The organism is Mesorhizobium sp. Cs1299R1N3 (genome assembly GCF_037179625.1).
GTDB lineage: Bacteria > Pseudomonadota > Alphaproteobacteria > Rhizobiales > Rhizobiaceae > Mesorhizobium > Mesorhizobium salmacidum.
The window spans coordinates 374,184-396,705 of record NZ_JAPYKQ010000001.1 but is presented as its reverse complement, the minus strand read 5'-3'; the positions used below and the strand labels follow the sequence as shown (position 1 = coordinate 396,705).

General features: G+C 63.0%; 19 protein-coding genes and 1 pseudogene. 10 read left to right on the top strand and 10 right to left on the bottom strand.

Features of this window, described 5'->3' with window-relative positions; all coding sequences use genetic code 11:
• Positions 1-288: 288 nt before the first annotated feature.
• From O7B34_RS01855 to O7B34_RS01840, 4 genes are all read left to right on the top strand, one after another.
• Entirely contained in the window at positions 289-1,914 is a 1,626-nt protein-coding gene (locus tag O7B34_RS01855) for a DUF882 domain-containing protein (protein WP_337144658.1), read from the top strand.
• A gap of 132 nt (positions 1,915-2,046) precedes the next feature.
• The gene (locus tag O7B34_RS01850) at positions 2,047-3,435 is read left to right on the top strand and encodes a multicopper oxidase family protein (protein WP_337144657.1); all 1,389 of its coding nucleotides are present in this window, start codon (positions 2,047-2,049) and stop codon (positions 3,433-3,435) included.
• A 166-nt stretch (positions 3,436-3,601) separates the two neighbouring features.
• The gene (locus tag O7B34_RS01845) at positions 3,602-4,915 is read left to right on the top strand and encodes an NAD(P)H-dependent oxidoreductase (protein WP_337144656.1); all 1,314 of its coding nucleotides are present in this window, start codon (positions 3,602-3,604) and stop codon (positions 4,913-4,915) included.
• 18 nt (positions 4,916-4,933) lie between these two features.
• Entirely contained in the window at positions 4,934-5,176 is a 243-nt protein-coding gene (locus O7B34_RS01840) for a type II toxin-antitoxin system VapB family antitoxin (RefSeq protein WP_337144655.1), read from the top strand.
• Positions 5,177-5,226: 50 nt separating this feature from the next.
• On the opposite strand, the gene proC is transcribed toward O7B34_RS01840, so the two are convergent.
• Together proC and O7B34_RS01830 are read right to left on the bottom strand one after the other, a co-directional pair.
• On the bottom strand, positions 5,227-6,042 hold the full coding sequence (gene proC, locus O7B34_RS01835) for a pyrroline-5-carboxylate reductase (RefSeq protein WP_337144654.1): 816 nt from the start codon (positions 6,040-6,042) through the stop codon (positions 5,227-5,229).
• A 94-nt stretch (positions 6,043-6,136) separates the two neighbouring features.
• Positions 6,137-6,280: pseudogene (locus tag O7B34_RS01830) on the bottom strand (O-antigen ligase family protein); the annotation flags it as partial.
• Between the two features lie 163 nt (positions 6,281-6,443).
• Between O7B34_RS01830 and O7B34_RS01825 the strand changes: the two are divergent.
• The 4 genes from O7B34_RS01825 (at position 6,444) to O7B34_RS01810 (ending at position 11,321) form a co-directional block, all read left to right on the top strand.
• Positions 6,444-7,451, top strand: coding sequence for a hypothetical protein (locus O7B34_RS01825; RefSeq protein WP_337144653.1), 1,008 nt, complete (start codon positions 6,444-6,446; stop codon positions 7,449-7,451).
• Positions 7,452-7,633: 182 nt separating this feature from the next.
• Positions 7,634-8,533, top strand: coding sequence for a bifunctional methylenetetrahydrofolate dehydrogenase/methenyltetrahydrofolate cyclohydrolase FolD (gene folD, locus O7B34_RS01820; protein WP_337144652.1), 900 nt, complete (start codon positions 7,634-7,636; stop codon positions 8,531-8,533).
• 28 nt (positions 8,534-8,561) lie between these two features.
• A complete protein-coding gene (locus O7B34_RS01815) occupies positions 8,562-9,560 on the top strand; it encodes a GlxA family transcriptional regulator (RefSeq protein ID WP_032922464.1) in 999 nt (332 codons plus the stop codon).
• Between the two features lie 108 nt (positions 9,561-9,668).
• Positions 9,669-11,321 carry a vWA domain-containing protein gene (locus tag O7B34_RS01810; protein ID WP_337144651.1) on the top strand — a complete coding sequence of 551 codons (1,653 nt, stop codon included), beginning with the start codon at positions 9,669-9,671 and terminating at the stop codon, positions 11,319-11,321.
• A 67-nt stretch (positions 11,322-11,388) separates the two neighbouring features.
• Here the strand turns inward: O7B34_RS01810 and edd are convergent, their stop codons facing one another.
• From edd to zwf, 3 genes are all read right to left on the bottom strand, one after another.
• Positions 11,389-13,212, bottom strand: a complete 1,824-nt coding sequence (edd, locus tag O7B34_RS01805) for a phosphogluconate dehydratase (RefSeq protein ID WP_337144650.1) — start codon at positions 13,210-13,212, stop codon at positions 11,389-11,391.
• 73 nt (positions 13,213-13,285) lie between these two features.
• Entirely contained in the window at positions 13,286-14,002 is a 717-nt protein-coding gene (gene pgl / locus O7B34_RS01800) for a 6-phosphogluconolactonase (RefSeq protein ID WP_337144649.1), read from the bottom strand.
• Positions 13,984-15,456, bottom strand: coding sequence for a glucose-6-phosphate dehydrogenase (gene zwf / locus O7B34_RS01795; protein ID WP_027144797.1), 1,473 nt, complete (start codon positions 15,454-15,456; stop codon positions 13,984-13,986). Before zwf ends, pgl begins: the two co-directional genes overlap by 19 nt.
• Before the next feature lie 303 nt (positions 15,457-15,759).
• Between zwf and O7B34_RS01790 the strand changes: the two genes are divergently transcribed.
• Positions 15,760-16,506, top strand: a complete 747-nt coding sequence (locus O7B34_RS01790; RefSeq protein WP_337107290.1) for an SDR family oxidoreductase — start codon at positions 15,760-15,762, stop codon at positions 16,504-16,506.
• A 19-nt stretch (positions 16,507-16,525) separates the two neighbouring features.
• Here the strand turns inward: O7B34_RS01790 and O7B34_RS01785 are convergent, their stop codons facing one another.
• The 3 genes from O7B34_RS01785 to O7B34_RS01775 all read right to left on the bottom strand — a co-directional run bounded on the left by O7B34_RS01785 (position 16,526) and on the right by O7B34_RS01775 (position 20,647).
• Positions 16,526-17,362 (bottom strand): SH3 domain-containing protein, encoded by an 837-nt coding sequence (locus tag O7B34_RS01785; protein ID WP_442920931.1) that lies wholly within the window; start codon positions 17,360-17,362, stop codon positions 16,526-16,528.
• Positions 17,363-17,795: 433 nt separating this feature from the next.
• Positions 17,796-19,082 carry an NAD(P)/FAD-dependent oxidoreductase gene (locus tag O7B34_RS01780; protein ID WP_337144647.1) on the bottom strand — a complete coding sequence of 429 codons (1,287 nt, stop codon included), beginning with the start codon at positions 19,080-19,082 and terminating at the stop codon, positions 17,796-17,798.
• A 128-nt stretch (positions 19,083-19,210) separates the two neighbouring features.
• The gene (locus O7B34_RS01775; RefSeq protein WP_337144646.1) at positions 19,211-20,647 is read right to left on the bottom strand and encodes a glutamine synthetase family protein; all 1,437 of its coding nucleotides are present in this window, start codon (positions 20,645-20,647) and stop codon (positions 19,211-19,213) included.
• Between the two features lie 148 nt (positions 20,648-20,795).
• Between O7B34_RS01775 and O7B34_RS01770 the strand changes: the two genes are divergently transcribed.
• A complete protein-coding gene (locus O7B34_RS01770; protein ID WP_140504700.1) occupies positions 20,796-21,512 on the top strand; it encodes an HAD family hydrolase in 717 nt (238 codons plus the stop codon).
• A gap of 72 nt (positions 21,513-21,584) precedes the next feature.
• Here the strand turns inward: O7B34_RS01770 and O7B34_RS01765 are convergent, their stop codons facing one another.
• Positions 21,585-21,998 carry a response regulator gene (locus O7B34_RS01765; protein ID WP_337144645.1) on the bottom strand — a complete coding sequence of 138 codons (414 nt, stop codon included), beginning with the start codon at positions 21,996-21,998 and terminating at the stop codon, positions 21,585-21,587.
• A gap of 271 nt (positions 21,999-22,269) precedes the next feature.
• Entirely contained in the window at positions 22,270-22,512 is a 243-nt protein-coding gene (locus O7B34_RS01760; RefSeq protein ID WP_006202762.1) for an SMc00767 family acetate metabolism repressor, read from the bottom strand.
• Between the last annotated feature and the right edge of the window lie 10 nt (positions 22,513-22,522).

Sequence of the window (22,522 nt, the reverse complement as noted above, 5' to 3'; positions counted from 1 at the left end):
TCCATACCAGTCGGCCGCCGCCAGCTACAGTCCGATGGCATCAGCCGTTGACGCGTTCAGCCGGAAGACAACGTGGCTTCCCCAAAGGCGGGCCTTCGGCAATCTCCAGTCGAAACGCATCCTCGGCATGACACGATTCATTAACCAAGATGCTGTTCTTCGACATGACGTGTTGTGGGATGGCTGCCTGTTCGCCTGGTCAAGCCATCGCCGGGGAGGGTGATGAAAAGAAGGCTCCGCATCCGGCGAAGACCTCAAATCGCTCGAAACAGGAACGATGTGCAAGGCATGAGCGTGATTGAAAGCGAACAAAATGCGCCCGGCGGTTTCCGCTTGTGGACCCGGTTGCCGGCCTTCATGGTCGCTTTCTTCTGCATGTGCATCACCGATGCGTTCGCCGAAACGCGCTCTCTGCGAATTCAGCATCTCCATACGGGCGAGAAGGCCGAGATCGTCTTCAAGCGCAACGGGCGTTACGATCAGGCGGGACTGAAGAAGATCAATTTCATGCTGCGCGACTGGCGCCGCAACGAACCGACCAGGATGGATCCGCGTCTGGTCGACCTGGTCTGGCAGGCTTACCGCGCCAGCGGCTCTACAGCCTATATCCATGTGGTCAGCGCCTATCGCTCGCCGGCGACCAACGCCATGCTGCGCGGCCGCTCGAAAGGGGTGGCCCGGGAAAGCCAGCATATGGTTGGCCGCGCCATGGACTTCTTCCTGCCGGATGTGCCGCTGAAAAAGCTGCGCGACATCGGCCTGAAGATGCAGGGCGGCGGCGTCGGCTATTACCCGACTTCCGGTTCGCCGTTCATCCACATGGATGTCGGCAATGTGCGGCATTGGCCGGGCATCAGCCGCCAGGAACTGGCCAGGGTCTTCCCGAACGGCAATACGCTGCATGTGCCGACCGACGGCCGACCGCTGCCTGGCTACGACCAGGCGTTTGCCGCCTACAAATCCCGCAAGGCCGCCGGCGCGCCCAGCATCGAGCTGGCAAGCGCCGACAACGGCCAGCGCAAGCCGGTGCGTGGTCTGCTGGCAATGCTTTTGGGCGGGCCCGGCGCGGACGAAGCCGACGATGCCGCGCAAGCGGCGCCTGCGCCACGCAACTCGGCCAAGTCCGTTGAACCCAAGATGGCCGGTGAACCCAAGACGGCCGGACAGGGCATCGCTATCGTGGCGCCGGAGGCGGCCCAGCGGGCGGACATCCGGATGGCTTCCGCCGATCCGGCTGAAGAAACGCCCGCGAAGACGCCGGAAGCGATCGTCATGGCGATGGCGCCCGGCACGGTGCCGGTACCCGCCTTCGCACCGCGCGCCGGGCTTGCTGCCAGCATTCCAACCCCGCAAACCGTGCCGTTCGGCGTAGCCAGCGCATCCACGGCGGCTGAACCGGCGGCGACCGGAGCCGAAATTCCCTTGGCCAAGATGAATGCCGCTCCCGCGATTGCTGGTGCCGACATGCTGGCGCTCGACATCCCTGTCCCGACATGGCGACCCGAAGGCCAGACTGGCCCCGCGCGTCAGCCGGCGGCGGACAAACCTGTCGATGCAATCGGTTCCTTGCTGGCAATGCATCACGCCGACGACGGTCTCGATCCGCTGGCCGGCCAGCGGGTTGCACTCCCCGCATCGAAACCCGAAGATCGTATCAGGACCAGCCCCAAGGCCGACCGCGTCCAGCCAGGTCTCGATCCCGAAGCCACCGCCGTCATTGTGCCGCTTGAGACAGGTCGCCGCATCACCGGCCGAACCGGCTCGACAACGGCGACCATCATCGCCGCCAATTTCATCCGCACGGCGCCGGAGCAGGTCTATCTCGATGGATTCCAGCCACGACGACAGACGTCCGACCACCGCCGCTTCACCGGTTCGGCGGTAAAATTCCTGCCTATCGCCAGCTTCAAATAAAGCTCGAAGGCATCCGTTCACGGGCACGCGAGAAGCCGACGCCCTGACCGGTGTCGTTGGCAAACGGGTGCCAGTCCGGCTATTAACCGGCGAAGATGTGAATGGCAGTCAGCTTTTCCGTTGGAGCGCAACATGATCACACGCCGCGCACTTCTCAAAACCGCCGCCATCGCTGGCGCGAGCGGTTTCGGGCTTGCCGCGATCGGCAGGATTGGCGGCTGGGCTGCGACCACGCCTGAACCGGTGGTGCTGCGGACCGCGAAAATCCAGGCCAAACTGATGGATGTCGGCCAGACCAGGGATGTGCTGACCTACGGCAACGCCGGCGTGCCTCCGGTGATCAGGATGAAAAAGGGCGAGCCTTTTGCCGCGCGCCTGGTCAACGCCATCGATGATCCGACAACCATCCACTGGCACGGCATTCGCCTGCCGAACAAGATGGATGGCGTGCCCTTCCTGGTGCAGCCTTACGTCTACACCGGCGACCATTTCGACTATGCCTTCACGCCGCCCGACGCCGGCACCTTCTGGTATCATCCGCATTGCAACACGCTGGAGCAGATGGGGCACGGCCTGACCGGTGTGATCGTGGTCGAAAATCCGAACGATCCGAAATTCGACGCCGAATTTGTCCTCAACCTGCGCGACTGGCGCCTTGGCGACGACGCTCAGTTCATCGACCACTTCCGACCGCGCGATGCGGCCAGGACCGGCACCTACGGCACGGTGCGCACGGCGAACTGGCTCGACCAGCCACAATATGACGCGCCGGCCGGCGGGTTGGTGCGGCTGCGCGTTGCAATCACCGATGTCACCCGAATCTACGCCTTTCGCGTCGACGGCGCCGAAGCTGATGTCATCGCGCTGGACGGCAACCCGGTGCCGCAGCGTTTTGCACCCGACGCCCTATTGATCGGACCCGGTCAGCGTCTGGAACTCGCTGTCCGCATGCCCGACAACGAGGGCGCGCTTGTGACCTTGCGGGACGTCAGGGGCACCAAGCCGAAAGCCTTGGCGACGCTGCGCGCGGTTGGAGCTTCCCTCAAACGCGACAGCCGCGATCTCGCATCGCTGGAGGCCAATCCGGTGGCCGAGGTCGATCTCACTACCGCCCAGCATATTTCGCTGGCGCTTAGCGCCACGGCGGAGAACGTCCCGAGCGACGGCATCTGCGGCTCGCTCGGCTACAGTTTCTGGGCCATCAACAAGGTGCCGTGGCCGGGCGATACGCCCGATCCGACCGCGCCTTTGGCCGAACTGAAGCTCGGCAAAAGCTACATCATCGACATGGAGAACCTGACGCCGCAATCGCATCCGATGCATTTGCATGGCATGAGCTTCAAGGTGCTGTCATCCTCGACGCGTCCGGTGCAGCCGCTGATTTCGGACACTTATCTCATCCAACCCAATGAGAAGGTGAGCCTGGGCTTCGTCGCCGACAATCCCGGCGACTGGCTGCTGCACTGCCACATCATCGAGCATCAGAAATCAGGCATGACGAGCTACGTCAGGGTGGTTTGAAGCCGTCATCACAATGTCAATTCGCACCCCGGGCAAATAATTCGCGGCGAATGCGCCTTTCCCTGCGATTCCGTTGGAAATCGCCGGTCGCGAGTGGTTTCGTTGGCACAGGGGACCAGTCCCTGCTAATTCGGCCCCAAATCAAGAAGCTGTGGACATTCCCTGCATGACCAATGTCGCTTTGACGGGACTTGCCCGCGATCTCGCCAGACGCGCCGCCGAGGGCCGCCCCGTGCGCATCGGCGTCATCGGCTCGGGCGAAATGGGCACCGACCTGGTCACTCAAGGCATGCTGATGCCGGGCATTGCTGTCTGCGCCGTCTCGACCCGGCGCCCGCACACCGCGCGTGACGCCATCCGCATCGCCTATGGCGATGAGGCGATGGCGGTCGAAGCCGACACTGCATCGAAAGTCACAGACGCCATCGAAAGCGGCAGGATCGCCATCACCTCGAACGAGATGCTGGTCACCAATCCACTGATCGACGTGGTCATCGACGCCACGGGAAAACCCGGCGTTGCCGCCGATTTCGACCTGATGGCGATGGAGCACGGCAAGCATCTGGTGATGATGAATGTCGAGGCCGACGTCACCATCGGCTGCTATCTCAAGCAGCAGGCCGATCGGCTTGGCGTCGTCTATTCGGTCGGCGCCGGCGACGAGCCGTCAAGCTGCATGGAACTGATCGAGTTCGCGTCCGCACTCGGCCTGACGATCGTCTCGGCCGGCAAGGGCAAGAACAACCCGCTCAACCATGATGCCGTGCCGGACGACTATCGCGACGAGGCGGGCCGCCGCAACATGAACCCCCGCATGCTGGTCGAGTTCGTCGATGGTTCCAAGACCATGGTCGAGATGTGCGCCATCGCCAATGCGACCGGACTGGTGCCCGACGTGCCTGGCATGCACGGCCCCAAGGCCGACCGCGACGACCTCGTCAAGGTGCTGATCCCGCGCGAGGACGGTGGCCTCCTGCTGAAAAAGGGCGTCGTCGATTACACGATCGGCAAGGGTGTGGCGCCTGGTGTCTTCGTCATCGTCGAGGCGACGCATCCGCGCATCATCGAGCGCATGGATGACCTGCATATCGGCCATGGCCCCTATTACAGCCTGTTTCGACCATATCACCTGACCTCGTTGGAAGTGCCGCTGACAGCGGCCCGCATCGTGCTGTTCGGCAAGCCCGACATGGTGCCGCTGCCGAGGCCGGTCGCCGAAGTCTGCGCCGTTGCCAAGCGCGATCTCGCCGCCGGCGAGACCTTCGATGCGATCGGCGAAACCTGCTATCGCTCCTGGACCATGACCGTCGGCGAAGCCCGCGCCCAGCACGCCGTCCCGGTCGGCCTGCTCGAGGGCGGCAAGGTGCTGAAACCGGTCAGGAAAGGCGAGTTGCTGACCGCCGACAATGCAGCGCCCGACCAGACGACAAGACTTTTCGCCTTGCGCCGGCTACAGGATGAGATGCTGTACGGAGCTTGACGTTAAGAGGTTGGTCCCATGAACCTTCGGATCAGCAACCCACGTGCGCGTGAGTTAGCTTTTCAGCTTGCCGCAAGACGCAAGGTTTCTATGACCAGAGCGGTTATCGATGCGCTTGAAAATGAATTGGTGAGAGAACAAGAACAAGCATCCCTTGCAGGACGCCTAGCTGCCATTGCCGATGATCTCGGGTCCAAAGCGGGCGGCCTTGGCCGGGCTGTGAGCAAGGACGAAATCGACGAGATGTGGAGCAATCCATAACGTCGTCGCATCGGTGCCCGCAGTCGCCCTGATGACGCCGGACCCACAGCCTACTTGCCCAGTTCGATCGACCTTAGTCGCGCCGCTTCCACCGCTTGCGTGAGCAGATTGGTCAGCCGATCCTCGCCCATCAGCACGCCAAGCGCGGCCGCCGTCGTGCCGTTGGGGCTGGTCACCTGCTGGCGCAGCACACCCGGATCCTCGTGGCTTTCGGCGGCGAGCGATGCGGCGCCGTAGACGGTCTGCATGGCAAGCAGCTTGGCGGTTGCCGTCGGGAGCCCGGCCTTCTCGGCGGCAACGGTCAGTGCCTCGATGAAATGGAAGATGTAGGCCGGACCCGATCCGGACACGGCGGTCACCGCATCCATCAGGCTCTCGTCATCGATGGTGGTCACTTCGCCGCTGGCCGACAAGAGGTCGGCGACGAAACGCTTGGTGTCTCCGGAAACCAGGGGATTGGAAAACACCACCATCATGCCCTTGCCGATGGCAGCCGGCGTGTTGGGCATGCAGCGCGCGATCGGCGCACGGTTGCCCAGGACCTGCTCGAAGGTAGCGACGGGCGTGCCGGCGGCGATGCTTACAAAAGTGGAGCGGCCGTCGCCGAAGCGCTTGTAGGCGGCGGTGACGTCACGGATCACCTGCGGTTTCACGGCGATGACGACGAGTTCAGGCACGGCATCCGCCGGAATACCTCCGGCTTCCGCCGCCGTGCCGCAGCCCAGAGTCGCCGCGCGCTGGCGCAGGTCTCCATTGGGCTCGACCACGAAAACCGCCGAGGGTGCAAGCTTGCCGGACTTCAGCCAGCCCGAGAGCATGGCGTAACCCATATTGCCGCAGCCGGCGAGAACAAGCCTGATCGTCATCGAGAGCCCTCCTAGGAAAGGCCATGACATAGACGCTCGCGGATCGGTGGGGAAGCCCTCTCAGGACCGCTGGACGGGCATGCGCATCGCGATCGGCGTTGAGTGCGGTGAACAGCACCACCATCATGAAGCAATTGCCGAGATAGCTGTTCTCCTTGCGCAGCGGAATGCGCATGTAGTCGCGCAACTGTGCGATGAGATAGGTCGCCACGCTATGGGCAGGGATGCCAATCAGCACGGTTCTGAAGCTTTCAGATGTGTTGAAAGCTACCGCAACCATGGCGTGAATTCCTGCCGTCATCCTCCGCAAATTAACCTTTTGTTTCCCATGCCTGTTTAGCGTGGCTTAACGAATGGCCGACCGCCGCCGCCAAGCGACTAAAGAGTAAAGCTCCACGACAATGGTCGACAGGGAAAACCGTGAGGACTGGAAGCGCGAGCGCTCCTTGCTGGCGCTTGGCGAGGCCTTGCGTGGCGAGGACGACGCGTCGCTGGTGTCGATAGGAGACCGTGCGGACCCCTCATGGCGCGAGGATGCCGCCACCCGACATCGCCTGGCCCGTTCCCGGCGCGAAACGAAGGCGAGCCCGCCGCGGTCTGTCGCCGGTGAGGCTTCGCGGTTCCCCCCTGACGAGGAGCAGCCGTTTGAAGCCGACGACGCCTGGCGTTCGCGGGGACAGATCGGCACCAGCGATCTGCCGCCCGATATGCCGCGCGCAAGGCTGGCGCCGGAAGAACCTCCAGCGGCGGGTCGCGTTCATGATGCAACCGGATCCCGCGCAACGGGCAGAGCCGGCCCGTCCTCCAATGGCGGTACGGACGAAAGCCCCGGGAGGATCGGCGCACTCATATCGAGATTGCGCAAAGCCATGTCCCGCAAGCCGTCGGCCGAAGCCGACGACCTGTCCAGCGAGTTCGGCCTACCCGCCTTCGCCGACAACGGACGGCCGGCCAACGTTCCGATATTCCCTACGTATCCGAAGCCTGGTTTCGGACCTCGGCAGGCGGCTGGCCTGGATTATTCGCAGTCACCTTTCCAGCCAGGCCCCGAGGCCGGGTATGGGCGGCAAATGGCGTCGCCCTCGCGCTCGCCCCTGATGCCGCAATGGGGACTGTATCCAGCTCCGCCGCCATCCTCTCCCTATGCGCAGCCGATGGGCTATCCCCCGGCGCAGCCCTGGTCGCAGGCGGGTCATACGCAAGCCACGGCGGGACCCTATGCGGCGCAGATGCCGTACTCGCCGCCCGCCGCTCCGATGCGGCCACCAGCCGCCCCGCATGCGAGGCCGATCCCGGTCAAGGAGGGTGGCGAACAACCATCGGTCGAAGAGATTCGCGCCAGCCTGCGCGAATTCCACGAAGCGGTCCGCGAACTCACGGAAAGCCGCACCCGTCGCCGCTACTTCTGAGCCACCAGATAGGTTGCGGAGGCCGAACAAAACCGGGCCGGTTTCGCGTAAACGGCATGGGAAGGCGCTTTGACGGGATTGCGAGCTTGTATTTTCGTGACAATGCCGCGCTGCAGATTGCCTGCGCCGCTGCATTGTGTTCTCGAAAGCGGCGTTGGGCGGAACGACATTGAGGGTGGTCCATGGCCGAAGTGATTGACGGAAAGAGCGTTGCCGAAGACGTGGTGCGATCGGTCAAGGCGCTGACCGCCGAGCTGGTTGCCAAGGGCAAGGCCAAGCCAGGTCTGGCCGTGGTCATCGTCGGCGAGGATCCGGCGAGCCAGGTCTATGTCGCTTCCAAATCCCGCACCGCCAAGGAATGCGGCTTTCACTCGCTTCAGCACACGCTGCCGGCCGAGACGTCAGAGGCGGCACTGCTCAAGCTTATCGCCGAGCTCAATGCCGACCCGGCCATCAACGGTATCCTGGTCCAGCTTCCGCTGCCCGCCCATGTCGATGCCGGCAAGATCATCCAGGCCATCGCGCCGCAGAAAGATGTCGACGGCTTCCATTTCATCAATGTCGGCAAGCTCGGCACCGGCGAACTCGACACGGCCTTCGTTCCCTGCACGCCCGCCGGCTCTATGCTCCTGATCGAGCGCGTGCGCGGCAAGGATCTGTCCGGCCTCAACGCGGTCGTCGTCGGCCGCTCCAACATCGTCGGCAAGCCGATGGCCAATCTGCTGCTTGCCGCCAACTGCACCGTCACCATCGCCCACAGCCGCACCAAGGACCTGCCGGAGCTTGCCCGCACGGCCGACATTCTTGTCGCCGCCGTTGGACGGCCGGAAATGATCAGGGGTGATTGGGTCAAGCCTGGCGCCACCGTCATCGATGTCGGCATCAACCGCATTCCCGCGCCCGAGAAGGGCGAAGGCAAGTCGCGTCTCGTCGGCGATGTCGCCTATGCCGACGCGGCAAAGGCGGCGGGCGCGATTACCCCGGTGCCCGGCGGTGTCGGGCCGATGACCATTGCCATGCTGATGGCCAATACGTTAGCTTCGGCCTACCTTGCGGCCGGATTGAAGCGGCCTTCCTTCTGAGCCCGGGTTGACCCTGAAAGCCGCAGCTTTGCCGAATCCCACTATTTCCCCGGAACGGCCGGTCACGAATGATCCCGTTCAAGGAGGCCGGCAGTTCGCCTTTCTGCTGGTCGACAAGTTCTCCATGTTCTCGCTGGCCGCAGCGATCGACACGTTCCGGTCGGCAAACCGCCTGCTCGGTCGCGATTTCTACGGTTGGACGACGGTGTCCGCCGATGGCGATCCGGTAATGGCCTCCAACGGCCTGCCGCTCAAGATCGACTACGCCGTCGCCGATCTGCCGCCGGTCGACATACTCTTCGTCTCGGTCGGCCTGACGACGGAATTTCCGGGCAAGAGCAAGGTTCTGGCGGCCTTGCGCAGCTGGGGCCGGCGCGGCAACGCGCTGGGTGCTTTGTCGGTCGGATCCTACCTGCTGGCCGAGGCCGGCCAGCTCGAAGGCTATCGCTGCACCATCCATTGGGAAAACCGCGCCGGCTTCGTCGAGCGCTTTCCCGACATCAACTGCACGGGCAATGTCTTCGAGATCGACCGCAAGCGCTACACCTGCGCCGGCGGCACCACCTCTATCGACCTGATGCTGGAGATCGTGCGCGGCGATTTCGGCTCCAACCTCGCCAATGGCGTCGCCAACCAGTTTCAGCACGAGCGCATCCGCTCCGCCGGAGACCGCCAGCGCGTCGGGCCGGAGCGTGACCTGACGGGCAAGTCGGAAAAGCTCAGGCGCATCGTCGAACTGATGGCCGACCATCTCGACGAGCCGCTGTCGGCGGTACAGCTGGCCAAGTCGGCGGGCCTTTCGGTGCGCCAGGTGGAGCGGCTGTTCCTGCGCCATCTCAACGTCACGCCCGGGCGCTACTATATGCGGCTTCGGCTGGAGCGGGCCCGCGAATTGCTGCGTCAGACCAACATGCCGATCCTCGACGTGGCGATCGCGACCGGCTTCACCTCGCATTCCTATTTTGCCCAGAGCTATCGGCTGCAATTTGGCCGCCCGCCCTCGGAAGAGCGCCGCACCACATACTGAATTAAGTACGCAGGGCCTATGCGAGCTTCGTTGCAGCGGTGGCTTGTGTCCCGGCACGCGCTCAAATAGCTTCAGCCGGCGGACGGGGTGGCTATTCAGGAGATTTCGATGGCGATACTTGCGCGGAGCTTCGCTGCGGCGATCCTCCTTTTGTCGACGACGACATTCGGCTTTGCCGCCAACAAGGTCATCATCATCCTCGACGCGTCGGGATCGATGTGGGCGCAGATCGATGGCAAGCCCAAGCTCGAAATCGCCCGCGAATCGCTGAGGACCGTGCTTCAATCGGTTCCCGCAGCCGACGAAATCGGCTTCATGGCCTATGGCCATCGCGAGAAAGGCAGCTGCGACGACATCCAGCTTATCGTGTCGCCTCAGGCGGGCTCGGCAAGCGCCATCTCGGCGGCCGCCGACAGTATGAAGTTCCTCGGCAAGACGCCGCTGACGGCAGCCGTCAAGCAGGCAGCCGAAGCGCTGAGATACACCGAGGACAAGGCGACCGTCGTCCTCATCACCGACGGGCTCGAAACCTGCGGCGGCGATCCTTGTGCGCTTGGCAAGGAACTCGAAGCCTCCGGCGTCGATTTCACCGCCGATGTCGTCGGCTTCGGCCTGACCGCCGACGAAGGCAAGCAGATCGCCTGCCTCGCCGACAACACCGGCGGCAAATACATCCAGGCATCCGACGAGAAGGCGCTGCAGGAAGCGCTGGTCGAGACTGTGGCGGCCCCGGCACCAGCGCTCGAGCCAGCACCGGCACCAGCGCCTGAGCCGGCGAAGTCCGAGTTCAATTTCATGCCGACCGTTGTGCTGGCCGAGGGCGGCGATCCCGTCACCGACGGCAACGCCTGGGAAGTCTTTAAGGCCAAATCGGACGGCACGCGCGGCGACAACATCACCACCGAATACGGCGACTACAAAGCCAATCTGGAACCGGGCGACTACATCATCGTCGCGCGCGACGGCGAGGCCAAGGTCGAACAGAAGATCAAGATCGAGGCAGGCCAGGTCTACATGCCGCTGTTCACCTTGAATGCCGGCACGCTTATCCTGCATCCGCGTCCCAGCCAAGGTGCGGATGTCGTGAGCGGGGCGGCTGTCGTGATCGCCTATCCGGGCGTCGACAACCCCCCGACCTATTATGGCGACACGAAAGTCGTGTTGCCGGCCGGCGACGAGAAAGTGACCGTCACGATCGGACAGGGCGTGGTCACCGAGACAATCCCGCTCGCTGCCGGCAGGGTGATCGACAAGGACATCATCGTCGGCGTCGGCCATGTCGTTGCCAACGCCTATTATGCGGCCGAAGGCGACAAGGCCGATGGTTCAGGCATCGGCTTCAAGGTGCTCAAGGCCAAGAAGAAGATCGATGGCACCCGCGACGAGGTCACTTATGCCTATGGCCCCGACAGCAAGTTCGACCTGCCGCCGGATGACTATGTGTTGATCGCGACGGTTGACCTCGCGGTCGTGGAACAGCCTTTCAGCGTCAAGGTCGGCGAGTTCCAGGACCTCAAGGTCGCCATGGATGCCGGCGTGCTGGCTATCACGGCGCCCGGCACCTCCAAGATCGAGATTTTCGAGACGAAGAAGGACATCAATGGCAATCGCAAGTCGATCGGCTACGCCTATGACGAGAAGTATCAGGCCGCGATAGCGGCGGGCGACTACGCGGTGGTCTCGGAGAAGTCGGACAACAGCAAGAAGGAAGGCACCGTGACCGTGAAGGCTGGCGAGCGGGTTGAATTGACGGTGCAATAAGGATCGCGATTTCGACCAGCAAAAAGGGCGACCACGAGCCGCCCTTTTTCATGCCGTACAGAATGCGTCAGGCGGTTCCGAACGCACTGGCGCCGTGGTCGGCGCGGCCTACCAATTGGCGGAAACCGGCGAACAGCTCGCGGCCGAAGCCGAACTCGTTGCCGATCAGATCGGCTTCGGCCGTGCGGCGCAGCGCGAGCTCGGTCCCTGGCACCAGCACCTCCAGCGTGCCGGCATCCGCGTCGAGGCGGATGACGTCGCCGTCATGGATCCGCGCGATCGGTCCTTCCTCGACCGCTTCCGGCGTCACATGGATCGCCGCCGGCACCTTGCCGGAGGCGCCCGACATGCGGCCGTCCGTGACCAGCGCGACACGCTGGCCGCGGTCCTGCAGGATGCCAAGCACGGTGGTCAGCTTGTGCAGTTCCGGCATGCCGTTCGCCTTCGGCCCCTGGAAGCGGATGACGGCGATGAAATCACCCGTGAGCGTGCCGGCCTTGAAGGCGTCGTTCAGCCCCTGCTGGCTGTCGAACACCTTGGCCGGCGCCTCGATGACGCGCCGCTCCGGCTTGACGGCGGAGGTCTTGATGACAGCGTGGCCGAGATTGCCCGCCAGCACTTTCAGCCCGCCCGTCGGCTGGAACGCCTTGTTGAACGGCGCCAGCACCTTTTCGTCGCCGCTTATGCGCGGCGAAGCCTCGCGCAGCACGCCGCCGTCGGCGCCGAGCTTTGCCTCGACTGCATAAGGCCGCAGGCCTTCGCCCCACACCGTCTGCACATCCTCGTGCAGGATACCTTCATCGAGCAGTTCGCGGATCAGGAAGCCGAGCCCGCCCGCGGCGTGGAAATGGTTCACGTCGGCAAGCCCGTTCGGATAGACGCGCGCGAGCAGCGGCACCGCTTCCGAGAGATCGGAAATGTCCTGCCAGGTCAGCGCGATGCCGGCGGCCGCCGCCATGGCGATCAGGTGGATGGTGTGGTTGGTCGAGCCGCCGGTGGCGTGCAGGCCGACGACGCCGTTGACGAACGAGCGTTCGTCGATCATCCGGCCGACAGGCGTATAGGCGTTGCCGAGTGCGGTGATCGCCAGCGCCCGCTTCGTCGCTTCGCGGGTCAAGGCATCACGCAGCGGCGTGCCGGGATTGACGAAGGAAGCGCCCGGCGTGTGCAGGCCCATGATCTCCATCAGCATCTGGTTGGAGTTCGCCGTGCCGTAGAAGGTGCAGGTGCCAGGCCCGTGATATGACTTGGACTCGGCTTCCAAGAGTTCGGCGCGACCTGCCTTGCCCTCGGCATAGAGCTGGCGGACCTTGGCCTTCTCGTCGTTGGGCAGGCCTGTCGTCATCGGCCCGGCCGGGATGAACACCGCCGGCAGATGGCCGAAGGTGAGTGCGGCGATCACCAGTCCCGGCACGATCTTGTCGCAGACGCCCAGATAGACGGCGGCGTCGAACATGTTGTGCGACAGGCCGATCGCCGCTGCCATGGCGATCACGTCGCGCGAAAACAGCGACAGCTCCATGCCGGGCTGGCCTTGTGTCACGCCATCGCACATCGCCGGCACGCCGCCGGCGACCTGGGCGATGCCGCCGGCCTCGTGCGCGGCCTGCTTGATCAGGGCCGGGAAGGTCTCGAAGGGCTGATGCGCCGACAGCATGTCGTTATAGGAGGTGATGATGCCGAGATTGGGCACCTTGTCGGCGCCGAGCGCCAGCTTTTCCGAGGGGCTGCACACCGCGAAGCCGTGGGCAAGATTGCCGCAGGACAGCACCGACCGGTTGGCGGTCTGGTTCGACGCTTCGGCGATACGGCTGAGGTAGCGCTCTCGGCCCGGTTTGGAGCGCTCGCGTATCCGCTCGGTGATGGCTTCGATATCGCGTCTTGCGGTCATGGCATCAGGTCCTTTCAGCCGAGGTCCCGGAAACATCCTCCCGCCGTTGCCGGGACCATTTGTAAACTTGAAATCAGGGCGCCCAGAAAACCTCCACGGGTTTGGGCGATGCGTCGAGCACGGCGCGGATCGGCTTGCGCGGTCCGGGCGCGACAGCGTTGTCGAAGGCGAGGCGCTTGTCCTCGCCCTCTATGTGCAAGGCGAGGAAATCCGCATCGATGATGCGGGCGAGCGTCAGGGTCAGCCGCGGCTCTCCGGCGCTTTTGGCATGGACCGGCAGGATCATCGTGTCGGAGGCCGGGTCGAGCAACTTCGGCAGATCGTCGGCGTCAGGAAAGAACGAGGCGGTGTGGCCGTCTGGTCCCATGCCGAGCACCACGACGTCGAGCGGCCAGGGCAGGGATCGCAGTGCCGCATCGTCGGATGTCGCGGCATCCTCGATGCCGGCCGCCTCGTGGTAGAGCGGAACGAAACGGGCGGCCTTGGCCGCGTTCTGCAGCAGGTTCGCGGCCACCAGCCCGGCATTCGATCGCGGCGAGGAGGCCGGCACGAAGCGTTCGTCGACCAGCGTCACGATCACCTTGTCCCAAGCGATCGACGCTGCGGAGAGATCGGCAAAGAATTTTGCCGGCGTCGTGCCGCCGGAGACAGCCAGAAACGCCCTGCCGCGCCGGTCGATCGCCCTCGTTAGGCGATCGGCCACCTTTGCAGCCAGCGCCGAGGCCAGTTGCGGACGGTCGGCAAAGGCATTCCAGTTATAGCTGGCGCTGTTCAATTGCTCTCGTGCCATGTCCGCCCGTCGCGTTCGATCAGCGCTATCGAGGCCGACGGCCCCCATGTGCCTGCCGTATAGCCCTGTGCTTCCTGCTTGGCGCCTTCCCAGGCATTCTGGATCGGGTCGATCCACTTCCAGGCGGCTTCCACCTCGTCGCGACGCATGAACAGGGTCTGGTTGCCACGGATGACATCCATGATCAGCCGTTCATAGGCGTCAGGCGCGCGGCCGTCGAAAGACTGCGCGAAACTCATGTCGAGCGAGATCTGGCGCAGCCGCATGCCGCCCGGGCCTGGATCCTTGATCATGATGAACTGTTTGACGCCTTCGTCCGGCTGCAGCCGGATGACCAACTGGTTGGCGAAGATCGGCCCAGCGCCGCTGTCGCCGAAGATCGAATGCGGGATCGGCTTGAACTCGATGACGATTTCAGAGACACGGGTCGCCAAGCGCTTTCCGGTCCTGAGATAGAACGGAACACCTGCCCAGCGCCAAGTGCCAATCTCGGCCTTGATGGCGACGAAGGTCTCGGTGTCGCTGTCCTTGCCGAGTTCCTCGACATAACCTTTCACCGGTCCGCCCGCCGACGCACCGGCACGATACTGGCCACGCACGGTGTGCTTCGGCGCTTCGTTGCCGTTGATGCGCTTCAGCGCCCGCAACACCTTCAGCTTCTCGTCGCGCACGGCGTCGGCGTCCATCGACGACGGCGCTTCCATGGCGACCAGGCAAAGCAGCTGCAGCATGTGGTTCTGCACCATGTCGCGCAGCGCACCGGCCTTGTCGTAATAGGTGACGCGATCTTCCAGGCCGACGGTCTCGGCGACGGTGATCTGCACGTGATCGATATGGGCGGAGTTCCACAGTGGCTCGTAGAGCGCATTGGCAAAGCGCAGCGCCATCAGGTTCTGCACCGTCTCCTTGCCGAGATAATGGTCGATGCGGAAAATCTGGCTTTCGTGGAAGTCGTCGCCGACCAGGTCGTTGAGCGCCTGCGCCGAGGCGAGGTCGCGGCCGATCGGCTTCTCCAGCACGATGCGCGAATTCGGCGTGATCAGATTGTGCTCTTTGAGCTTGTGCGAGATATCGCCGAACAGCGCCGGCGCCACGGCCAGGTAGAAGGCGCGGATGTGGTCGCTTTCGCCAATCGCCTTTTTCAGCTTGTCGAAGCCGGCGCCGCTCGTCGCATCGGCCGGGACGTAGGAAAGCCGCGCCAGGAAGGTCTTCAACTCCTTGGCATCGATATCGGCCGGCTTGACGTGGTCCGAAATCGCTTGCCTGGCGAAGGCCTGGAACTCCTCGTCGCTCATTTTCGAGCGCGACGTGCCGATGATGCGCGTCGGCTCGGAGAATTGATGGTCACGCTGGCGATAGTAGAGCGACGGCAGCAACTTGCGCTCCGACAGGTCGCCGGTGCCGCCGAAGATGATGAAGTCGAAAGGGTCGACGGGGATGATCTGGCTGGTCATGGTCTGTCCGCTGTGACGCCGGTCGCGAGTACGCGGCTGATATATTCTAATCGATTTAAATTTTCCAGTGCCATGCTGTCACATCGAGGACCAATCGCTGGATATTGATTGGGTCCACCCGTCGCTTGACACTGGCGCCACCTGGAGGCTTGTCGGTGGACGAAGACTCCGGAAGCTTTCGCAGTTGCAGCATAGAACGTGAATGTGACGAAAGCTAAGGGAGAAATCGTACCCGTCGCGGTTCCGGCCGGACTGACAGCCACTTCGTCCAAGCTGCGCGATGAACCCAAGGAGCGGTAACGCATGCGTCTGGAAAACAAGGTCGCCATTATCACCGGTGCGGCATCAGGCTTCGGCGAAGGCATGGCCAAGCGCTTCGCTCAAGAGGGCGCCAGGGTCGTTGTCGCCGATCTCAACGCCAAGGGGGCGGAACGCGTCGCAGGCGAGATCGGCGACGCGGCGATCTGGACGCAGACCGATGTTTCGTTGCGCTCCGAGTTCGACGAGATGGTCTATGCGGCCAAAAGCGCCTTCGGCCGCATCGACATCATGGTCAACAACGCCGGGTTCACTCACCGCAATGGCGACATGCTCAAGGTCGACGAGGAAACTTTCGACCTGATCACATCAGTCAACATGAAGGCGATCTATCACGCCGCGCGTGCCGTCGTGCCGATTATGGAGCGGCAGGGCGGTGGCGTCATCCTGACCACGGCGTCCACCGCTGGCCTGCGGCCTCGACCCGGCCTCACCTGGTACAATGCCTCGAAGGGCTGGGCGATCACCGCCACCAAGTCGATGGCGGTGGAACTCGCGCCCAGGAACATCCGCGTCAACTGCCTCTGCCCGGTCGCCGGCGAGACCGGCATGCTGGAGAAATTCATGGGCGCCGACACGCCCGAGATCCGCGAGACATTCCGCGCCTCGATCCCGCTCGGGCGGCTGTCGACTCCGCTCGATATCGCCAATGCGGCGCTATGGCTGGCTTCGGACGAGGCCGCATTCATCACCGGCGTGGCGCTGGAGGTCGATGGCGGCCGCTGCATCTGAATGCGGCGATGTTCGGATATTACGCGCCGGGCTTGACGTAGCTCTTGTACACCCAGCCGTGCTTGCCGTTGTAGACGACCTCGCACCACTGCTTGCAGCCTATCAGTTGCACTGAAGTCCGGGCAGGCACCGTGCCGATGGGGGTGCCGCCCTTCTTCGGAGCACTGCGCATGGTCACAGTCCTGAGAATACGGGCACTGCCCGTCGCCGCCACCTTGCGCGGCTTCGCTTTGGCTGCGTTATCCTCGCCTTGTGCATTCGCGGGTTTTTGTTCCGGTGCTTGCGGCTGCGTCTCCGGAATGGCGGCGGTCTGCGCCCCATCGGGATTGCTGCTGTTCGCAGGCGGACTCGTCGCGGCAACCTTGGCAAGCTCGTCGGTGGCATCGGTATCGGTAGACGATTGGGCGAATGCTGCCGCTGTTTTGTCAGGCGTCGGCTCAGGCTGCTTGGCTACCTGGCTGGGGGCAGCCGTTTGATCGGGATCTGCTGCCGCGGCAGCAGCCTTCTGCTGTGCCCCGGTCCAGCGAGGATCGTTGGCCGCAAGCGCTTGTATGTTGCCCGCCGCCGCTACCATGGTCGGTGGGACCTGGCTGGACTTGCGCTCTACCCGCGGTGTCACGGCAGCCGCTGTCACCGTAGTTCCCGAAGGGGAAACTTTCGTCGTCTTCACCGGAATGCTCGGAATGCTCTGTTCGGGGCTGGCGACCGCTTGCCTCTCGCTGGTCGGCAATGCCAGCCAGAGTGCCACCGCGGCAACGCCAAGCAGAGCTGCGGTACCGACCGCGGCAATGACCAGGTGCGAGTTCGAGCGGACTCCCTGCCAGAATGACGGGCGCATGTCATAGCCGAACTGCATGGCAAAGCGCCGACGTTCCGGAGCACCGAAACTGAAGGGCTCTCTCACTCTTGCCACCTCCATAAGCGGGCCGGTGTTCTTTCGATCAGATATCGCAAATCATGCGTTCAATCAGCATCGGTCCCAAAACGCGGACAGGCCCGCAACAATCCCCGAACAATCGCCCAGACGCGGACCTTTCGCCCGCGATTGTGGCATCAGTACGCCATTATCAAGGATTCTGCACCGTCGCCGGCAATTCCGCAATGTGTCGCCCGGGCAACAAATGTTACATGGATATTACAATATTACATGAGATCGTGATCGTATGGGATAACGGCCATCCAATCCCTGCCTAAAGCACGTCGCGTGGAAATGGACTTATACAACGCGCTTTTAGATCTTGTTTTGATGCGCGTCGTTCTTCCCAGGCAGATCACTTTTGGACGACGCATTAGATCCTGTCCCGCAGCGCAAACCAGTTGAGCGCGAGGAAAAGCAGCGGCGCCCGAAACCGGCGGCCGCCAGGAAATGGCGGAATTTTCAATTCCTCGATCAGCTTCAGCCGGTCGCGGTTGCCGGTGACGGTTTCGGCATAGAGTTTGCCGAAGAAGTTGGACAGCATGACGCCGTGACCCGAATAGCCGCCGGCCGAGATCACATTCGGCATCACTTCACGCACGAACGGCTTTCTTGGCACCGTGATCCCGACATAACCGCCCCAGCCGTGGGTGATCTCGACATCGCTCAGCGCCGGATAGAGTTCCGCGATCTGGCGGCGAATATGGATGTGGATATCCTTCGGATCGTTGACGCCATAGACCTCGCGTCCACCGAACAGCAGCCGGCCATCCCTGGATTTGCGGAAATAGCGCACGACGAAACGGGAATCGTCGACCGACTCGCCCCCCGGCAGCACTTTCGACTCCGACCCCAGCGGCACGGTCGCGCCGATGAAGGATCCGATCGGCATGATGTGCGCGGCACTCACCGGCTCGAGCGTTCCGCCATAGGCATTGACCGCGATCAGGCATTTCTGCGCCGAGATCGTCCCTCTCGGCGTGGAAACCCTGACCTTGCCCCCCGCGGATATGATGCCGGTCGATGGCGTTCCTTCGAACAGGTGCGCGCCGGCTTGTGCCGCCACCCGCGCGGTGCCGATCACCAGCTTCATCGGATGGATATGGCCGGTGCCGGTGTCGCGCGTGCCGCCGAAATAGGCGCTCGAGCCCAGCCGCTCCGCCGTCTCCTTCGCATCCATGAAGGAGATATGCGGGTAGGAGAAACGGCCGGCCATGATCTCGGCATGCGCCTTGTAGTCGTCGACATAGCGCGGCTTGTGCGCAACCGAAAGCTGGCCCGGCATGTAGTCGATATCGATCTGGTTGATGGCCGCGAAGTCGAGCAGGTGGGCTTTGGCCTCTTCGGCAAGATCGAACAACGCCTTGGCTCGGGAAAGGCCGTATTCGGCCTCCAGATCCTCGCCCCAGGCACGCTGGCCGGTGCCGAGCTGGCCGCCATTGCGCCCTGAGGCGCCATCGCCGAAGCGATGCGCCTCGATCAGCACCACGTCCGCTCCAGCCTTGGCTAGATAAACCGCTGCAGACAGGCCGGTAAAGCCGCCGCCGATGATAACCACATCGCAGGTCCGGTCGCCATCGAGCGCCGGATATTCAGGCCGTTGCCCAGCCGTGTCCTCATACCAGGATCGACCAGGTGAGATTGGGGATTGATAAGGCATGATGCGGCGAAGACTCGAGGGAGTTTGGGAAGGAATAGAAGAGGAGTAGCGAATAGGGAAAAACCGATATTGTTGCTATTCGCTATTCGCTATTCGCTATTCGCTATTCGCTATTCGCTATTCGCCCTTCAGACGTTGAGCAGCAGATATTCCCGCTCCCACGGACTGATCACTTCCATGAACGTCTCGAATTCCGCACGCTTGATCGCCGCATAGGTGGCGGCGAAAGACTTGCCCAGCAACGCGCAGAGTTCCTCGTCGCCTTCGAACAGGTCCACGGCTTCGAGCAGACTGCGCGGCAGGTCTATCTCGTCCGCGTTGGCGGTTGTAAGCACGGGCGGCTCGGCCTTGATCTTCCGTGTGATGCCGATCAGCCCGCAGGCGAGCGAGGCTGCAAGTGCCAGGTAGGGATTGGCGTCGGAGGACGGAATGCGGTTCTCGACGCGCCGCGCCGCGGGGTCGGAACGCGGCACGCGGAACGCCGTGGTGCGGTTGTCGTAGCCCCATTTGTTGTTGACGGGAGCCGATGCCGCCTGCGTCAGCCGCCGGTAGGAGTTGACGTAGGGCGCGAACATCACCAACGCGTTCGGCACGTGCTTTTGCATGCCGCCGATGAAATGGAAGAAATCCTCGGTTTCGGAACCATCCTCGGCCGAAAAGATGTTCCTGCCCGTCTTCTTGTCGACGATCGACTGGTGGATATGCATGGCGGAGCCCGGTTGGCCCTGGATCGGCTTGGCCATGAAGGTCGCGTAGATCTCGTGCTTGAGTGCCGCCTCACGGATGGTGCGCTTGAACATGAACACCTGGTCGGCAAGTTCGATTGGGTCGCCATGGCGCAGATTGATCTCGAGCTGGCCGGCGCCCTCTTCGTGGATGAGCGTGTCGATCTCCAGCCCCTGGCTCTCGGAGAAATGGTAGATGTCGTCGATCAGTTCGTCGAACTCGTTGACGCCGGCGATAGAATAGCCGGCGCCGCCGCCGATCGCGCGCCCCGAGCGGCCGACGGGCGGGGTCAACGGATAGTCCGGGTCCGGGTTCTTGCGCACGAGGTAGAACTCGATCTCAGGCGCCACGACCGGCTTCAGCCCAAGCCTGTCATAGACCGCAAGGACGCGCTTCAGCACATTGCGCGGCGTGAACTCGACCGAGCGGCCGTCCTGGTGGACGAGGTCGCAGATCACGGCCGCCGTCGGGTCTTCTTCCCAGGGTACCACCGTCAGCGTCGACAGGTCCGGCATCAGCTTGAGGTCGCCGTCGTCTTCAGGGTAGTGGAAGCCGTTGCCGTCCTCTGGATAGCCGCCGGAAATCGTCGTCATGAAGACGGCCGAAGGCAGCGCCAGCGAAGTGTTGGAGGTGAATTTCTTCGACGGCATCATCTTGCCGCGCGCCACGCCGGCCTGATCGGGTGTGATGCATTCGATATCCTCGATGCCGCGCCATTCCAGCCAATCGCTGACTTCCTTCCAGTTCTTCACACCACGCAGGTTTTTCACAAAGGCAGGCGTGCGCGCCCGTCCTCCGCGGCTCGACGGACGGACTTCCTTTTTTGCAGGCGGCATCATTCACCAGATTGGGTTGCGGATTTCGGAGTATAGCCGTGCCGCGCGATGGAAGGGAAGGGGAGCCACCGCCGGCATTTGCCGTTGCAGGTTGAAAACCGCCCGCCGCTCGGCTTAGGTTTGGTGTCTTCCCGCATTCGAGAAGCCGGTGATGCGAACCAGCAGCGAACTGACCACGATCGGCTTCGATGCCGACGACACGCTTTGGCAAAACGAACAATTCTTCCGCATGACGGAGAAGCGCTTTGCCGCCATGCTGGCCGATCATGGCGAGGAGAAGCAGATCTCGGCGCGACTGCTGGAGGCCGAGAGGCGCAACCTTGCGATCTATGGTTTCGGCATCAAGGGATTTACGCTCTCGATGATCGAAACGGCGATCGAGGTCACCGACGGGCGCGTGCCGGCCTCGGTCATATCGGAGATTCTCGACGCCGGTCGCGAGATGCTGGGCCATCCGATCGAGCCCTTGCCGTATGCGCGCGAGACGGTCGAGAAACTCGCCGGCACCTTCCGCCTCGTGCTGATCACCAAGGGCGATTTGTTCGATCAGGAGCGCAAGCTGGCCGGCTCCGGGCTGGGCGATCTGTTCGATGCCGTCGAGATCGTCAGCGACAAGACGGCCGCGACCTATGCGCGCCTCTTCAACCGCCATGGCGACGGCCCGGCAAGGAGTATGATGGTCGGCAATTCGCTGAAGTCGGACGTGGTGCCCGCCATCGAGGCCGGCGGCTGGGGTGTCCATGTGCCGCACGAACTGACCTGGGTGCTCGAACATGTCGAGGCGCCAGTCGCAGAGCCGCGTTTCCGCCAGATATCGGATCTCGGTCAATTGCCGGAACTGATAGAAAGCATCGCGAAACCAAGCTGATCGCGACTGCGATTATTTGCTTTCTGAATAAATCCGGGCGGAAAACCGCGGCACGACTTTCCCGGAATTGCCTCAGCGGTTGATCAGGCGATCGATCACCAGTTGCAGGCGTTCGGGCGTGATCGGCTTTGCCACCACCACGTCGACGACATTCGCCAGGCCAAGGCTCTCCGGCGTGCCATTCTTGGTTGAAAGCAGGATCACGGGAGGAAGCGATTTGCCCGAGGTCCGGCGCAATATTTCGATGCCGGGCATCAGATTGTCGCAGTCCTTGTTGTCGGGGCCACCATCGAGGACGATCGCTCCCGGCACCAGCGTCCGCAAGGTTTTCGCTGCGATATCAGGCGGTTCCGAGATTGGTCTGAGCCCGGACCGTTCGACGATCTTCGATACGACGACCCGGTTGATCGGCGATTTCCCGACAACAAGCACCCGCGAGAGATCGCGGATCGTGTCGGTGCTTGAATCCCGGGTCCCCAGATTCACATGTTTTGCGGTCTCGCCCTCGCGGTTCACTGGGCACCCAAGTCGGCCAAGAAGTTCGCCCCCATTTCAATGCAGAGTTGAAATCTGGGCGACAATTGGCGTGAGATCGCACCCTTGTCAAGTTTAAATAAAAGAACCTGGAGGCGTCCCCCACAACAGTGGATTCAAAGCAACAGTACTGTACTGCTCTGTCCATGGCTTGGTTGCGTAAAAATAAAATTCACCTGCGCATTCATTGCGCAGGTGAAAGGGCCGCCTGGACGATTTCGGATCAGCCATGGCTCTGCTGCGTGACGATGACCGGGATCAAAAGGTCACCCCAATTGCCGTCACCGCCATGATGCCTTGCGGAGCGCACGAGCTCCACCGAGACGCCCGCCTCCACCGCCTTCATCACCGACTGGTTGAGCCTGTGCAGATCGTTGGCCAGCATGCGGATCGTCGCCTGCTGGTCGACGCTCATCGTGGTCGATTGCTCTTCTGCCCGTTCCTTGACGCGGCTTATCGATGCCATTGGTCGTCTC